This is a genomic window from Rhodococcus sp. PAMC28707 (assembly GCF_004795915.1).
Lineage (GTDB): Bacteria > Actinomycetota > Actinomycetes > Mycobacteriales > Mycobacteriaceae > Rhodococcoides.
The window spans coordinates 673,992-689,913 of sequence record NZ_CP039253.1 but is presented as its reverse complement, the minus strand read 5'-3'; the positions used below and the strand labels follow the sequence as shown (position 1 = coordinate 689,913).

At 60.6% G+C, this 15,922-nt stretch carries 12 protein-coding genes; 11 read left to right on the top strand and 1 reads right to left on the bottom strand.

The window, feature by feature from the left end; translation table 11 throughout:
• Positions 1-4 precede the first annotated feature (4 nt).
• The 6 genes from mtrA (at position 5) to secA (ending at position 9,094) form a co-directional block, all read left to right on the top strand.
• Positions 5-682 carry an MtrAB system response regulator MtrA gene (mtrA, locus tag E5720_RS03170; protein ID WP_136169434.1) on the top strand — a complete coding sequence of 226 codons (678 nt, stop codon included), beginning with the start codon at positions 5-7 and terminating at the stop codon, positions 680-682.
• The gene (gene mtrB / locus E5720_RS03165) at positions 679-2,433 is read left to right on the top strand and encodes an MtrAB system histidine kinase MtrB (protein WP_136169433.1); all 1,755 of its coding nucleotides are present in this window, start codon (positions 679-681) and stop codon (positions 2,431-2,433) included. Before mtrA ends, mtrB begins: the two co-directional genes overlap by 4 nt.
• Positions 2,433-4,202, top strand: a complete 1,770-nt coding sequence (gene lpqB / locus E5720_RS03160; protein ID WP_136172412.1) for an MtrAB system accessory lipoprotein LpqB — start codon at positions 2,433-2,435, stop codon at positions 4,200-4,202. The genes mtrB and lpqB overlap by 1 nt, the downstream gene beginning before the upstream one ends.
• A 49-nt stretch (positions 4,203-4,251) precedes the next feature.
• Complete coding sequence (locus tag E5720_RS03155; protein ID WP_136169432.1) at positions 4,252-4,992, top strand: ComF family protein; 741 nt, start codon at positions 4,252-4,254, stop codon at positions 4,990-4,992.
• A 222-nt stretch (positions 4,993-5,214) separates the two neighbouring features.
• A complete protein-coding gene (gene raiA, locus E5720_RS03150) occupies positions 5,215-5,883 on the top strand; it encodes a ribosome-associated translation inhibitor RaiA (RefSeq protein WP_136169431.1) in 669 nt (222 codons plus the stop codon).
• Positions 5,884-6,157: 274 nt separating this feature from the next.
• Positions 6,158-9,094, top strand: a complete 2,937-nt coding sequence (secA, locus tag E5720_RS03145; RefSeq protein ID WP_136169430.1) for a preprotein translocase subunit SecA — start codon at positions 6,158-6,160, stop codon at positions 9,092-9,094.
• Positions 9,095-9,119: 25 nt separating this feature from the next.
• Here secA and E5720_RS21930 read toward each other — a convergent pair whose 3' ends face one another.
• Positions 9,120-9,692: an Rv3235 family protein gene (locus E5720_RS21930; RefSeq protein WP_247596147.1), complete on the bottom strand. Its 573-nt coding sequence runs from the start codon at positions 9,690-9,692 to the stop codon at positions 9,120-9,122.
• Positions 9,693-9,898: 206 nt separating this feature from the next.
• On the opposite strand from E5720_RS21930, the gene E5720_RS03140 reads away from it, so the two are divergent.
• From E5720_RS03140 to E5720_RS03120, 5 genes are all read left to right on the top strand, one after another.
• On the top strand, positions 9,899-11,350 hold the full coding sequence (locus E5720_RS03140; protein ID WP_136169429.1) for a wax ester/triacylglycerol synthase family O-acyltransferase: 1,452 nt from the start codon (positions 9,899-9,901) through the stop codon (positions 11,348-11,350).
• The gene (locus tag E5720_RS03135; protein ID WP_210729949.1) at positions 11,347-11,886 is read left to right on the top strand and encodes a hypothetical protein; all 540 of its coding nucleotides are present in this window, start codon (positions 11,347-11,349) and stop codon (positions 11,884-11,886) included. The genes E5720_RS03140 and E5720_RS03135 overlap by 4 nt, the downstream gene beginning before the upstream one ends.
• Positions 11,887-11,984: 98 nt before the next feature.
• Positions 11,985-13,100 carry a ferredoxin reductase gene (locus E5720_RS03130; protein WP_136169427.1) on the top strand — a complete coding sequence of 372 codons (1,116 nt, stop codon included), beginning with the start codon at positions 11,985-11,987 and terminating at the stop codon, positions 13,098-13,100.
• 132 nt (positions 13,101-13,232) lie between these two features.
• On the top strand, positions 13,233-14,525 hold the full coding sequence (locus E5720_RS03125) for an acyl-CoA desaturase (protein WP_136169426.1): 1,293 nt from the start codon (positions 13,233-13,235) through the stop codon (positions 14,523-14,525).
• A 110-nt stretch (positions 14,526-14,635) separates the two neighbouring features.
• Complete coding sequence (locus tag E5720_RS03120; RefSeq protein ID WP_136169425.1) at positions 14,636-15,880, top strand: fatty acid desaturase; 1,245 nt, start codon at positions 14,636-14,638, stop codon at positions 15,878-15,880.
• Positions 15,881-15,922 lie beyond the last annotated feature (42 nt).

The following is a 15,922-nucleotide window of genomic DNA, read 5'->3' as shown; positions in this document are numbered from 1 at the left end:
AAACATGAAGCCCCGGATTCTTGTAGTCGACGACGATTCGGCTCTGGCCGAAATGCTCACTATCGTCCTTCGTGGCGAGGGTTTCGAGCCTTTCGTCGTCGGTGACGGCACTCAGGCTCTGGCCGCGGTTCGCGAGAACCGACCCGATCTGGTGTTGCTGGATTTGATGCTTCCAGGTATGAACGGCATCGACGTGTGCCGAGTTCTACGTGCAGATTCCGGAGTGCCGATCGTGATGTTGACGGCGAAGACCGACACGGTCGACGTCGTTCTCGGCCTCGAGTCCGGCGCGGACGACTACATCATGAAGCCGTTCAAGCCGAAGGAACTGGTCGCTCGTGTTCGGGCGCGATTGCGTCGCACCGAGGACGAGCCGGCCGAATTGTTGTCCATTGCCGACATCGTGATCGACGTCCCTGCCCACAAGGTGAGCAGGGGCGATGACCTCGTGTCCTTGACCCCGCTCGAGTTCGATCTTCTGGTGGCGCTTGCTCGCAAGCCGCGGCAGGTATTCACTCGTGAGGTGCTGCTGGAACAGGTGTGGGGTTACCGCCATGCCGCTGACACACGTCTGGTCAATGTTCACGTTCAGCGCCTGCGTGCGAAGGTCGAGAAGGACGCCGAGAACCCAGAAGTCGTTCTGACCGTGAGAGGGGTCGGCTACAAAGCCGGACCGCCGTGATCCGATTTTCCCACTCTCGGCGGCGAATCAACGGAACGTTCTCGCCGCTGTTGCGTTGGTTGCGTTCGCTCAGTACTGCGCTAGGTCATGCGTGGCGCCGTTCGCTTCAGCTGCGCGTGGTGGTCTCGACTCTGACATTGTCGCTGGTCGTCATTACCATCCTCGGGGTCGTTCTGACCAGTCAGATCACCGATCGTCTGCTGGAGGCGAAAATTACCGCCGCCACCGAGGAACTCGATCGTTCTCGTACCACTGTCGAAGGGTCGCTGGCCGGAGCAGACGACTCGAGCGGGCTGAGCACCCGTCTCGAGCGCGCCCGTGCGCAGTTGACCAGCCGCGACGTCGATGCCGGGCAGGCTTCCGGGTCCGCGGGCACCTTCGACCCGGTGCTGATCGTCGAAGGTGACGGTGTCCGCAGTGACGCCTCCGTCGGTCCCGTCGATCACATTCCCGCGAGTTTGCGTGAGTTCGTGAAGCAGGGGTTGATCAGTTATCAGTACGCAACGGTCGCTGATAACGAGGGTGGATACTCCGGGCCTGCATTGATCATGGGTTCACCCACCGGATCCGATATCGCCGGGCTCGAGCTGTATCTGGTGTTCCCACTCGGGAGTGAGGACAGAACACTCTCACTCGTCCGCGGAACGCTCCTCATCGGTGCGGTCGTGCTCCTGGTCCTACTTGCAGCGATATCGATGCTCGTCGCCAGGCAAGTGGTCCTTCCGATTCGCTCGGCCTCACGTATCGCCGTTCGATTCGCCGATGGACGACTCAAGGAGCGAATGCCGGTGCGCGGGGAGGACGACATGGCGCGGCTTGCCATGTCGTTCAACGAGATGGCGGAGAGCCTGTCCAAACAGATCACCCAGCTCGAAGAGTTCGGAAACCTGCAGCGGCGTTTCACCTCCGATGTGAGCCACGAGCTTCGAACCCCGCTGACGACGGTGCGGATGGCCGCTGATCTGATCCACGACGGCAGTGCAAATCTCGATCCGGCTTTGAGGAGATCCTCTGAGTTGTTGGTCAACGAACTGGACAGGTTCGAGACGTTACTCGGTGATCTGCTCGAGATCAGCCGCCACGACGCGGGTGTCGCCGAACTGGCCGCGGAACAACTCGATCTACGGATGTGCGCGCGAGCGGCAGTGTTCACGGTGCGGCACTTGGCACGAGAGACTGGCACCGAGGTCATCGTGGACATGCCAGATACTGCCGTCATCGCAGAAGTCGATCCGCGTCGTGTCGAGCGAATACTGCGAAACCTGCTGGCCAATGCTCTCGATCACGGCGAAGGGAAGCCTGTTCTTCTGCGGCTCCGAGCCAACGCGGACGCTGCGGCATTTGTCGTCCGAGATCAGGGAGTGGGGCTACGTCCAGGTGAGGAGAAGCTTGTTTTCAATCGCTTCTGGCGTTCGGATCCCTCTCGCGTGCGCAGATCGGGCGGAACCGGTCTCGGACTTGCCATCAGTGTCGAGGATGCACGGTTGCACGACGGGAAGCTCGAGGCTTGGGGGGCTGTGGGTGAAGGCGCATGCTTCCGGTTGACGTTGCCACTCGTGCGAGGACACAAAGTGATCGGAAGTCCATTGCCCCTGAAGCCGAGCACTCGACGTTACACACAGGGCCAACCGCTTCCCTCGTCGACCTCGCGGACCGATACGCCCCGGACGGCGGATGCGGAGCACTCGGAGTTGACGCCCGCGGTGTCCAGCGAGTCGACGGACCCTTCGAAACGTTCGGAGTCATCGTGATCCGGCGTTGTTCGGCGACCGTTGCCGCTGTCCTGGTCGTCCTCCTGTCGCTCGCAGGATGCGCAAGCCTGCCCGAATCGTCGACCCCGCAGGCAATCGGTTCGATCACGGGAGGGGCGGCGTCGACTACACCGCCACCGCCGGCGGAAGGACGTGAGCCCGATCTGCTCGTCCGCGACTTCCTCGTAGCGAGCGCGAATTCGGCGAACCGCCATCAAGCTGCACGGCAATATCTGACACGCGATGCCTCCAGTACCTGGGACGACGGAGTCAAAACCGTCGTAGCGGATCGAATCGACCTGTTGTCCGGCCCTCGCACTTCGGACGAATCGGAGTACACGATTCGATCGAACACCGTGGGCGTCCTCGCGTCGGGTGGTGACTATCAGGCCGGTGCAGGCTCGGTGGACTCGACGATTCGGATCGTCAAGGTCGACGGTGAGTGGCGCATCGACGAGCTTCCTCCCGGCGTACTGATCGATCGCTCGCAGTTCTTCAATGCCTACCAACGGCAGTCGTTGTTCTTCGTAGATCCGCTCGGTGCGGCGTTGGTTCCCGATGTCCGGTGGCTCACAGGTTCCCCTGATCAACTGGCCAACCAGCTCGTGCAATTGCTGATCGACGGGCCGAAACAGACGTTGGCGCCTGCTGTGTCGAACGAATTGTCGAACGATGTCGGCGTTCGTGGGCCGATCACCAAGGCCGATGGTCGAACAACACAGGTCGGCGTCGGTCCAGGCGGAGTGAGAATCGATTTCGGCGGACTGCAGTCGATGGATACGAAGAATCGTGAGCTACTTGCTGCCCAGGTGATCTGGACGTTGGCATCGGCGGATATTTCCGGTCCGTACGTCCTGCTCGCCGACGGACAACCTCTCGATGACGACAAGCAGGACGGGTGGACGACTGCAGATGTCGGTTCTCTCGATCCGTTGGGAACATCCGAGACTGCAGTGGGCCTACACGCGTTGGTCGCAGGGCAACTGATGTCGGTCGAGGATTATGGTGCCGTTCCCGTTCCCGGATATTTCGGCACCGTCAACAATCTGCGTAGTGTCGCGCTGTCGAACGACGGAACGCTGGTGGCCGGCGTGGCAGACACCGGCCGCCCGGTGCCCGAGCCGTCCTCGACTTTGATGATCGGCGGGTACGACAGCGGTGCCTTCCCAGTAGCGGAGGGACAGTCGATCACCAGACCTTCCTGGGGTGCCGACAACAATGCGGCGTGGGCTGTCATCGACGGTACGAATGTGATTCGCGCAGCACGGGATCCAGCGACGGGGCAGGTGTCGGTGGTTCCGGTGGATGCCACCGCCGTCACTGCGCTCGGTGTGAGGATCACCGACCTACGGCTATCACGCGACGGTGTCCGGGCGGCTATCATCGTCGACGGGTTGGTATACGTCGCGTCGGTGGTGCGCAAGGAGAACGGCTCGTACTCCCTCATGTCTCCCAAGGCGGTGGCAAACGGTCTCGGCAGCGACGCTCTGGCGTTGGACTGGAGTACCGGTGATGCCATCGTCATCGTGCGTATCGCGACCGACGTGCCGGTAGTGCAGGTTACGACCGACGGTTCGCGACTCGATGCGCTTCCGAGCCGGAACCTGACAGCTCCGGTGCTCTCTGTCGACGCGTCGCCGACGAACGAGTACGTCGCGGATTCGCGAGCAGTATTTCAGCTGAACAACAGCGATCCTGCCGGTGACCGCTATTGGCGTGAAGTAGCCGGACTGGCAGGAGTGAAAGCGACACCGATTCTGCCAGGCTGAGCGCTGTATCCGGCAAAAAGTGTCGTACCCGGATGCTCTGATTCACCGTATGAACGCAACTGTTCGGACGTTGCTCGACCTGGCACTCCCTCGTGAGTGTGGGGGCTGCGGTGCTGCGGGAACCCTGTGGTGTCTTCGGTGCGAGGACACTGTGTGTTCCGCCGTCGAGCGGGTACGGCCTCGCATCGACCCAGGGGTGCCGTGCTGGGCGCTCGGGCCGTACTCCGGTGCCCGCCGAAGCGCGGTCCTCGAACTGAAGGAACGGAACCGGCACGACGTGGCCGTCCCACTCGGACGGGCCCTTGCCCACGCGGTCGAGCAACTTCGGGAATTCGGTGAGATCGATCCGCCCGAGCTTTCTCGTCTGGTGCTCGTGCCTGCGCCCACTCGAGCGCGCGCAGCGCGAGTGCGAGGTGGTGATCATGTAGAGCGCTGTGTCGAAGCGACCGCGGCCGAGCTAGGGCAAGAAGTCGTGCGGATACCGTCGATATTACGGATGCGCACGGGAGTACGAGATTCGGTCGGGCTCAGTGCGTCCGAGCGGCAGGCGAATGTGGCGGGTCGGATCGAGCTGGCACTCTCGCGCAGCGCAACATCTGCAGGTCGTCGACATCGCAGACGCGCCGAAGTCGGCGATGTTGCTGTGCGCGTGGGAATTCCGCGTGAGAGAACTGTCCTCTTCGTAGACGACGTACTCACCACCGGTGCGACGGCGACCGAATCAGTAAGTGTCCTAAAGAATTCGGGAGTGCGTGTTGATGGGGTATTGGTGGTTGCAGCAGTTCGGTAGGGGGCCTCGATGGTGCACTCCGGACACGCGGACGTACCAATTTCAAGTGAAGAGTGGCACACGAGCGGATGACAGACTAACGTCGCGGACACGACCTCGATATGTTTTTCGAGGTCTCGTAGTGGAGGTGATGCAGCCGCACGTGATGCCGGTTGGTTCCCCATTCGGCATGAACATTTGCCGCACTGCGAAAAGCGGTGCAGCCTATATCGGGAGGTACGAGTGACGACCCCTTCACAAGCTTCTGTTTTCTTCGACGAGAAGCCTTCGGACGAGTCCACCAAGACCAGTGCCGACGTTGTGGTCAAGGGCCGCAATGTCGAGATCCCAGACCACTTCCGGGTGTACGTCTCCGAAAAACTAGCCCGACTCGAGCGCTTCGACCCTTCCATCTACCTCTTCGACGTCGAACTGCAGCACGAGCGCAACCGTCGACAAGCCAAAGCATGTCAGCGCGTGGAAATCACCGCAAAGGGCAAAGGCCCGGTTGTTCGAGCAGAAGCTACTGCTGACAGCTTCTATGCAGCGCTCGAGTCCGTCACATCCAAACTGGAAGCGCGTCTCCGTCGGACCAAGGATCGCCGCAAAGTCCATTACGGTGACAAGACTCCGGTGTCGGTCGCCGAGGCTACGGCAGAGTTGGCTGAGGACGACAGTCTGGCGCTGAATCCGGATATCAAGCTGGATTCGTTCGAGGACGAAGCTACGGGACCCGGACAGATCGTCCGAACCAAAGTCCACTCCGCTTCACCGATGAGCGTGGACGACGCTCTCTACGAGATGGAATTGGTCGGTCACGACTTCTACCTCTTCCACGACAGCGTCTCCGACCGCCCGTCCGTCGTGTATCGACGGCACGCATTCGACTACGGCTTGATCAGACTCACCTGATCTGGCCCACGCGCTAGGTCCGACGTGCATTTTGAGCCACGTCAGTGGGCCCGACCTGGGGTTCGACCCAAGGTCGGGCCCACCGACGTGTGGTGGGCCTACAAAGCACTCAGCATCAGCGCCTACCATGGACGCGTCGGTCCGCTGCTGGCATGAGACTTTCATGTGAGTGCAGCGCAACCGGCGCTGCCGTAACGCCCCGCTACGACGTAGATGACCAGTCGATATCTTGCTAGCCGATATCCGTAACCGAGGATCGAGGACGAGAAAGCCCGTGCCTTCGCTGTCGTTTTCCAAGCTGCTCCGTGTTGGTGAAGGTCGCATGGTCAAGCGGCTCAAGAACATCGCAGACCATGTGTCCACCCTGTCTCCGGACGTCGAGCGGCTGTCCGACGCCGAACTGCATGGCAAGACCGCAGAGTTCAAGAATCGATTCGCGTCCGGTGAATCTCTGGACGAGCTGCTGCCCGAGGCTTTCGCCGTCGCCAGAGAAGCGTCGTCCAGAGTGCTGTCGCAGCGACATTTCGACGTCCAGGTGATGGGCGGCGCAGCTCTGCATTTCGGGAACATCGCCGAGATGAAGACAGGCGAGGGCAAGACTCTCACCTGTGTTCTGCCTGCATATCTCAATGCGATCTCCGGCAACGGAGTGCACGTGGTGACGGTCAACGACTACCTGGCCAGGCGAGATTCGGAGTGGATGGGCCGAGTCCATCGCTTCCTCGGCCTCGAGGTCGACGTCATTCTCTCGGGAATGACTCCGACCGAGCGGCGTGCGGCCTATTCGGCCGACATCACCTACGGAACGAACAACGAATTCGGATTCGACTACCTCCGCGACAACATGACGCACTCCCTCGACGATCTGGTGCAGCGGGGTCACAACTTCGCTGTCGTCGACGAGGTCGATTCGATACTCATCGACGAGGCGCGCACGCCGCTGATCATCTCGGGTCCGGCCGACGCGTCGTCGAAGTGGTACGGGGAATTCGCCCGAATCGTGCCGATGATGAAAATCGACGTGCACTACGAGGTCGACATCCGTAAGCGCACCATCGGTGTCCATGAGGCGGGCGTCGAATTCGTCGAAGACCAGCTCGGCATCGACAATCTGTACGAGGCCGCGAACTCGCCGCTGGTGAACTACCTCAACAACGCGATCAAGGCGAAAGAGCTCTACACCAAGGACAAGGACTACATCGTTCGCGACGGCGAGGTCATCATCGTCGATGAGTTCACCGGCCGCATCCTCGTGGGGCGTCGATACAACGAGGGAATGCACCAGGCCATCGAGGCGAAGGAAAAGGTCGAGATCAAGGCCGAGAATCAGACTCTCGCCACGATCACGCTGCAGAACTATTTCCGGCTGTACGACACTTTGTCCGGCATGACCGGTACTGCCCAGACCGAAGCGGCTGAGCTTCATCAGATCTACGGGTTGGGAGTCATTCCGATCCCGACCAACCGACCGATGGTTCGCGTCGACAACGGCGACCTCATCTACAAGACCGAAGAGGCGAAGTTCGATGCGGTGGTCGCCGACGTCGTCGCACGACACGCCGAGGGGCAGCCGGTTCTGATCGGAACGACGAGTGTCGAGCGCTCGGAGTACTTGTCCAAGCAGTTCACCAAGCAAGGCGTAGTGCACAGCGTGCTCAACGCGAAGTTCCACGAGCAGGAAGCCACCATCGTGGCCGAGGCCGGCATGCTCGGTGCGGTCACTGTGGCGACCAACATGGCAGGACGCGGCACCGACGTCGTTCTGGGTGGCAACCCGGACATCATCACCGATCTGCAACTGCGTAAGCAGGGTCTGGACCCAGTGGAGACGCCCGACGCATATCAAGATGCGTGGGAACTTGCCCTGGAGACTGTGAAAGCCCAGGTGAAAGCCGACGCAGCGACCGTGCGCGATGCAGGTGGACTGTACGTCCTCGGTACCGAGCGGCACGACTCACGCCGGATCGACAACCAGCTTCGCGGTCGTTCCGGTCGTCAGGGTGACCCAGGGGAGTCTCGCTTCTATCTGTCACTCGGTGACGAGCTGATGCGTCGATTCAACGGTGGCGCACTCGAATCGATCATGACTCGTCTGAACCTGCCCGATGACGTGCCGATCGAGGCCAAAATGGTCTCCAAAGCCATCAAGAGTGCGCAGACCCAGGTAGAGCAGCAGAACTTCGAGATCCGCAAGAATGTTCTCAAGTACGACGAGGTCATGAACCAGCAGCGCACCGTCATCTACGAGGAGCGGCGCCGCATCCTCAAGGGCGCAGACATGGAAGGCCAGGTCGAGGGGATGATCACCGATGTGATCACCGCCTACGTCACCGGGGCTACTGCTGACGGGTACGTCGAGGATTGGGATCTCGAGCAGTTGTGGACGGCATTGAAGACCTTGTATCCGGTTGGTCTGGACTACAAGGAGCTCTCGCAGGAGAACGAGTTCGGCGAAAAGGGCGATCTGAGCCGCGAGGAACTTCTCGAGGCATTGCTCGCCGACGCTCGGGCGGCGTACGCGACGCGTGAGAAGAACATCGAAGAGATCGCGGGCGAGAACGGAATGCGTGAGCTGGAGCGTCGGGTGCTGCTCTCGGTGCTCGATCGAAAGTGGCGTGAGCACCTCTACGAGATGGACTATCTCAAGGAAGGCATCGGCCTGCGCGCGATGGCGCAGCGCGATCCTCTGGTGGAGTACCAGCGCGAGGGGTACGACATGTTCCAGGGAATGCTGGAAGGGTTGAAAGAGGAATCCGTCGGGTTCTTGTTCAACCTGCAGGTCGAGGCGACCCCCGCCCCCGCAGGTCCCGCGGTAGGGGCAGGCCTGGCCGTCGCGCCGGGTCTGGCGTCTCCGATCGGTACTGCCAGTGCATCGATGCAGAAGTCGTCAGCTGCCCAGAAGACACCGATCGAGAATCCGCTGCCGACACAGGAGCAGCTCGCACAGCCGGCGCAGGGTGCGGGCTCGGCACCGAGCGCGCTTCGCGCAAAGGGCCTCGACGAACGCCCCAGTGGGCGGTTGACGTTCTCCGGTCCGGACGAAGACGGTGGTACCGAGGTACGTCGTTCCGAGGGTGGATCCGGTCGACGCGGATCAGCGACTGCAGAAACCCCGATCACCCCTGAGGGGACGCGCCGGGAGCGACGCGAGGCAGCTCGTGAGCAGTCGAAAACCTCCAGCAAGTCCGGTAGATCCAAGAAGAAGCGCTGAGAACCTGCCGTCGTTCCGGTAATTCTCAACGGATCCTGACGGAGGTGACCGTCCAGCCCGAGTATCGCGCAGTCTTTCGATACTCGAGGCGGGCGGCCACGGCAAAGATGCGCGGTCCGCGGGCATAGGTGCCGAACACCTCCGCGGAGTTCTTCGCACATCGACTCACATGCACCCGTCGGAGTGACGCGGCGCCTAGACTCTGGCCGGGTGGCTGCGAATTCACAAGGGTTTTCAGCGACTCGACAACTGTGGGGGTGAACAAGGCGCCCAGCCTGGCGGTTGTTCGGCGTCTGTCGAGAACCTCCAGGATCAGTCGCAACGCGCGTTCTGCCCCCCGCTGTGCGTCGTCGGAAGCCTGACTCTCGGCTGGGTTTACTACATTCGATCCAGGCGTGCCCCCGTGAGCGTGGTTTCCGAGACTTCGCTGGAAGGGGCGACGTCGACGGTCCGACTGGCTTCGGGCCTGCACGTGTGCGAGATGGTGATCGAGACGTTTCCTGGCGTGTACGGCGGCACTTCCAGGCGCCGTCGGTGGCTCGAAAGGCCGGGCGTGCGAAAGGAATGTATGACGGTTCGACACGGGTGGGTTGTCCATTTTTTGCATCCCTTACGTCGCGGTGTATGCATCCTCTAGTGAATGAGACGGAACCGGAGGCCGTACGGTTCCACTGTTGTCTTTCGTGCAGCCGGTAGAAATGGCTGTAGCGTTTTGCTTCATCCAAGTTCGATCGGCATGGTCGGTTCGAGCGTCGGGCAGAACTAGCCGGTACCGGCGAACGGAAACGGGGAGCAGGATTCGCGATGGCGACAAGGCTGACTACGCAGGATGCGTCTTTCTACTTTCTCGAGGCCAGCAGCACGCCCATGCATTTGGGATCTTTGGCGACCTTCCGCACACCGCGCAGCGGTTTCAGTTATGAGAGTTTGCTCGAGCTCGTCGAGGAGCGTCTGGTTCTCGTGCCTCGCTATCGGCAGAAGGTTCGCGAGGTCGCATTCGGGCTGGCGCGCCCGGTATGGGTCGATGATCCGGACTTCGACATCACCTATCACATTCGCCGGTCTGCGTTACCGAAACCGGGTTCCGATGACCAGCTTCACGACTTGATTGCCCGGCTCACCTCCAGACCCCTGGACCGAACACGTCCACTATGGGAGATGTATCTCGTGGAGGGGTTGTCCAAAAACAGGTTCGCCATCTTCACCAAATCGCATTCTGCGCTCGTGGACGGGGAGCTGGCACTCGAGCTCGGTCAAGTCATCCTCGACGCGAGCAAGAGTCCCCCTGTGATGGCCGAGGAACTGTGGATGCCGGCGCGCGAGCCCAAGGACACGACACTCGTCCTCGATGCCATCACCGAGATGATCATTCGCCCCAGTGAAGGCGTCGAAGCCGTCCGAGGTGCGTTCCGTAGCATCACCGACGTGGCGAGCGAGGCCGTTGCTGCGACGGGCAAAGTGTTTTCCGCCGTACGCACGGCGGCACAGGTTGCGCCCTCCAGCCCGCTGAATACTCCGATATCTCGAAATCGTCGGTTTGCGGTGGCGAAGACAGAACTGTCGGACTACCGAAAGATCCACACCCGATTCGGTTGCTCGATCAACGATGTCGTGCTTGCTGTGGTGACGGGTGCGTTGCGCAACTGGCTTCTCTCGCGGGGCGAACCGGTGACCGAGTCCTCGACGATTCGGGCGTTGGTGCCGATGTCGGTGTACGTCTCGAACGAAGGGGCAGGACCCGTCGAGCACGCGGCCAGACTGACCGGTGAGCCGGAAGCAGAGGTGCCGCGCAGTGAAGTGTCGTCCTTTCTCGTAGACCTGCCCGTAGGTGAGCCCAACGCAGTCGTCCGGCTGTCGCATATTTCTCATGCGACCGAAGCTCATGCGCGACAGTCACCCGGAGTGACGGCTCAAACTTTGATGCGGATTTCAGGATTTGCTCCGGCCAGCTTGCATGCAATGGGCGCGCGAGCGGGTAGTCGGCTTTCGAAGCGATTGTTCAACCTGATCATCACCAACGCTCCGGGACCGCAGTTTCCACTGTATGTCGGTGGGGCGCGCATGCTGGAGATGTACCCGGTGTCGCCACTCTTCGAGAATCAGGCCCTCAGTATCGGTCTGACGTCGTACGACGGCTCTGTGTACTTCGGGTTGAACGCCGATCGGGGTGCGATGCCCGACGTCGATGTGGTGACAGCACTGCTACTCGAGTCTCTGGAAGAGCTGATCGATGCCAGCAACGAGTCGAGAGTATGAGGAGTTCTACTGTGAGGGTGTACATACCGGCGACGGTAGCGATGTTGAGGACGCTGGTGGCAGACGGTGAACTCCATCCGGTGAGCAGGACCGCGTTCGCGGTGACGCCGTCTCTTCGAGAGGCGTACTCCTCGGGTGACGACGAGGAGTTGGCCGAGGTTGCAATGAACGAGGCAGCCAGGGCGTCATTGCGGCTCATCGCTGCAGGTATCGAGGACGAGACCGATGCCGGGGTAGTCGACGGGGGAGTGGTGAATCGACGTGCGGTAATTGCTGCGGACGTCGAGGACCCGACGCTTCGTCCCGATCTCGACGACGCGGTCGTTCGGTTGAAGAACCCGTTGCGCATGGACGAGGTGGCGTCGGTTCACCTCGATCTGGAGGGCGCGGAGGATGCTGTCGGAAAAGCTGTTGCGGTAGTCGACGCGGCCGACGTCGGTGACCCCGACGCAGAGTTCGTCCTCGGCGATGCCGAGGACCACAGTCTGGCGTGGTACGCGACGCAGGAATTGCCGTTCTTGCTCGCGTTGCTGTGACGGCGGTGTAACCCACATCGCTTTTGCGTTTCGTCAACCTACGGTAGCGTAACTTACAGCAACGTATCGTTGCCTCGAGCGAGGGGATGACCAACCGGATGGACCTCAAGAAGTGGCTGGAAGCACCTGCTGCGGACGTATCTGCGCCCAAGCGGCCCAAGCTGAACATGCTGCGCGGAGCGTTCACCAGGATTACGACTCCGCTGCTTCCCGACGATTACCTGCACCTCGCCAATCCGTTGTGGTCGGCGAGAGAGCTGCGCGGACGCGTCGTCGAGGTGAAGCAGGAAACTGCGACCGCGGTGACGCTGGTCATTCAACCGGGGTGGGGTTTCAATTTCGATTACAAGCCCGGCCAGTACATCGGAATCGGTCTTCACCTCGGCGGTAGGTGGCATTGGCGTTCGTATTCGCTGACGTCACCGCCGAACTGGGACGAAAAGCGTATTTCGATCACCGTGAAGGCGATGCCCGAGGGTTTCCTCTCCAGCCACCTGGTCGGTGGAGTTCCACAGGGCACCATCGTTCGACTGGCTGCGCCGAAAGGAAATTTTGCGCTTCCGACTCCGCCTCCGGAGAAGATTCTGTTCATTACCGCCGGTAGTGGCATCACGCCGGTGATTTCGATGCTGCGAGCGCTGGACCGTCATGGAGAATTGTCGGACACCGTGCACATTCACTCGGCGCCCACCGAGGATGAGGTCATGTTCGCGGACGAACTCTCTGCACTTGCCGAGGCGCATCCACAATTTCATTCGCATATTCAGCTGACACGCTCCGATGGCAAGTTCGCACTTGCCTCGCTCGACGAGCTGTACCCGGACTGGCGCACCCGTGAGACATGGGCGTGTGGTCCCGCTTCGCTCCTCGAAGAGATCGAGCGCGTGTGGAAACACGAGGGGTTGGAAGACAAGCTTCACCTCGAGAGATTCGAGATTTCGCGCGCTGACACTTCAGGTAAGGGCGGAACGGTAACGTTCGCAAAGTCCGATCGTTCCACTGAGGTCGATGGCGCGACCAGTCTGCTCGAGGCAGGCGAAAATGTCGGTGTACAGATGCCTTTCGGATGCCGGATGGGGATTTGTCAGACCTGCGTGGTCCCGCTGACTGCTGGCCATGTCATCGATCTCCGCTCAGGTAAACAGCACGGTGAAGGTGATCGAATTCAGACGTGCATCTCGGCCGCGGCCGGCGACTGCACTCTCGACCTGTAAACGCCTGTGCGCTGCGGGGGAGCACACCTACCTCTCAGTATCTTCGGTTATTATTTGGCTAGGCGCTCCGTCGCCTGACAGACATTCGGGCTAAGCCATCAGTGCTAGGCCCAGGACCCCTGGAGGACCACGATGGCCATTTCGGACATCAAGGAGTTTGCTCACCTGACCGAAGCCGATATGGAAGCCTTCGGACGGGAACTCGACGCGGTACGACGTGATATCGAGGACAGTCGCGGTGCCAAGGATGCCGCCTATATCCGCCGGACCATCCGGGTGCAACGCAGTTTGGAGCTCGGAGCTCGAATTGTGCTGTTGGGCAGCAAGTATCGGCCCGCTTGGTTAGCAGGAACAGCGATGCTCAGCGTTGCAAAGATCATCGAGAACATGGAGCTCGGGCACAATGTGATGCACGGGCAATGGGATTGGATGAACGATCCGGAGATTCATTCCGTCTCGTGGGAGTGGGATCAGACGGGGCCGTCGGAGCAGTGGAAGCGAGCGCACAACTACTCGCATCACACGTACACGAACATCGTCGGAATGGACGACGATATCGGTTTCGGTATTCTCCGTATGACTCGTGACGAGCCATGGAAGCCAATCAACCTGATTCAGCCTTTGGCCAATGTTCTTCTTGCCATGACTTTCGAGTGGGGCATCGCCCTGCACGATCTCGATGCGAAGAAGGATCTCGACGGCGAGACGAATCTGCCGTTCTGGAAGTCGGCGTCCAACCGACAGTTCGGCCGCAAGATCGCCCGTCAGGTTGGCAAGGATTTCGTTCTCTTTCCTGCGCTGACCGGCCCCGCGTGGAAGTCGACTTTGACTGCCAATGCGACGGCGAACCTCGTGCGCAACCTGTGGACCTACGTAGTGATCTTCTGCGGACATTTCCCCGATGGTGCAGAGAAGTTCACCATCGGCCAGTTCGAGAACGAGACCCGTGCCGAGTGGTACATGCGGCAAATGCTGGGAAGTGCGAACTTCGAGGCGGGCAAGGTCATGGCATTCATGTCGGGCAACCTGTGTTACCAGATCGAGCACCACATGTTCCCCGATCTTCCAAGCAACCGGTACGCGGAAATCTCCGAGCGCGTGCATGCGCTCTGTGAGAAGTACGACCTTCCGTACACCACGGGCTCGCTGGGTAAGCAATACCTGTTGGCGCTCCGTACCATTCACAAGCTTTCGCTCCCGGACTCATGGTTGCGGGCTACCTCCGACAATGCGCCCGAAACGAGTTCCGAGCGGCGTTTCCGCACGGGTGAGGTTCCTGCCGTCCATGCGCTCCGAATCGATCCGATGACCGGTGAGCGGCGAGGACTTCGTTCGGCTATCGCCGAAGCCCGAGTCACCCTTCGGAACGCAAAAAAGGAAGCCAAGCGGCAGGCGAAGGCGATGCGTCGTACACAGGGCGAGTGAGTTCACTCACACCTACGCGTGCGTAACCTACGCAACCGTAAGTTGCGGTACGGTCGTTTCAAGAACGTGTACGAAGTGCACCTCGACGACTGCCAGGAGGGCCGTATCCTATGGCGATTTCGGAAATCAAAGAATACGCACATCTGACCGACGCCGACGTGGAAGCGCTCGGAATCGAACTCGACGCGATTCGTCGGGACATCGAGTCTTCGCGGGGCGAGCGTGATGCGAAATATATTCGCAATACGATTCGCTTCCAGCGCGCACTCGAGATCGGTGGTCGTGCAACTCTTTTCGCGAGCCGTAAGCGTCCCGCCTGGTTGCTCGGCGCGGGACTGCTCGGCGCCGCGAAGATCATCGAGAACATGGAACTCGGGCACAACGTGATGCACGGGCAATGGGATTGGATGAACGACCCGGAGATTCACTCCACTTCGTGGGAGTGGGACAACACCGGACCGTCCGCGCATTGGAAGCAGACCCACAACTACATTCATCACAAGTACACCAACATCCTCGGCATGGACGACGACGTCGGTTACGGGTTGCTGCGGGTGACTCGCGATCAGCGCTGGAAGCCGTTCAATCTCGGTAACCCGGTGTTCAACCTGCTGCTGCAGCTGTTCTTCGAGTACGGCGTCGCAGCCCAGCACCTCGAACTGGGCAAGGTTGCCAAGGGGCGTATTCCGCGCGAGGAGTTCGTTCAGAAGCGCCGCGAGGTTCTCGAGAAGGTCGGCAGGCAGGTCGTCAAGGACTATGTGGTGTACCCGGCTCTGACCGGTCCCGCGTGGAAGTCGACGATGACGGCGAATCTCCTCGCGAACATGATTCGCAACGTGTGGACGAACACCGTCATCTTCTGCGGTCACTTTCCCGACGGCGCCGAGAAGTTCACCAAGTCCGACATGGAGGGCGAGACTCAGGGGCAGTGGTACCTGCGTCAGATGCTCGGCAGTGCGAATTTCGATGCGGGCCCCGTCATGGAATTCATGAGCGGAAACCTCTGCTATCAGATCGAACACCACCTGTTCCCGGATCTTCCCAGTAATCGTTTGCGGGAAATCAAGGTTCGCGTTGTGCAGCTCGCCGAGAAATACGATTTGCCGTACACCACCGGATCGATCGGCAAGCAGTATCTGTTGTCGTGGCGAACAATCGCCAAGCTCTCGCTGCCGAACAAGTATCTTCGGGCTACCGCGGACGATGCGCCGGAGACAGCATCCGAACGTAAGTTCGCCAATGAGCCTGCGGGTCTGCTGACCATCGATCCCGAGACCGGGAAGCGTCGCGGCCTTGCAACGGCGATTCGTGAAGCCAGGAATTCCCGCGGACTGTTCGGGCGAAAAGTCAAGTGAAGTAGTACTTACGGTTCGAAACCACGAACGACGTCTGGTGAT

Excerpts from the sequence above, each read along its gene's own strand:
- mtrA (WP_136169434.1), top strand. The coding sequence starts at position 5 with ATGAAGCCCCGGATTCTTGTAGTCGACGACGATTCGGCTCTGGCCGAA.
- E5720_RS03155 (WP_136169432.1), top strand. The coding sequence starts at position 4,252 with ATGAACGCAACTGTTCGGACGTTGCTCGACCTGGCACTCCCTCGTGAG.
- E5720_RS21930 (WP_247596147.1), bottom strand. The coding sequence starts at position 9,692 with ATGGACAACCCACCCGTGTCGAACCGTCATACATTCCTTTCGCACGCC.
- E5720_RS03140 (WP_136169429.1), top strand. The coding sequence starts at position 9,899 with ATGGCGACAAGGCTGACTACGCAGGATGCGTCTTTCTACTTTCTCGAG.
- E5720_RS03135 (WP_210729949.1), top strand. The coding sequence starts at position 11,347 with ATGAGGAGTTCTACTGTGAGGGTGTACATACCGGCGACGGTAGCGATG.
- E5720_RS03130 (WP_136169427.1), top strand. The coding sequence starts at position 11,985 with ATGGACCTCAAGAAGTGGCTGGAAGCACCTGCTGCGGACGTATCTGCG.
- E5720_RS03125 (WP_136169426.1), top strand. The coding sequence starts at position 13,233 with ATGGCCATTTCGGACATCAAGGAGTTTGCTCACCTGACCGAAGCCGAT.
- E5720_RS03120 (WP_136169425.1), top strand. The coding sequence starts at position 14,636 with ATGGCGATTTCGGAAATCAAAGAATACGCACATCTGACCGACGCCGAC.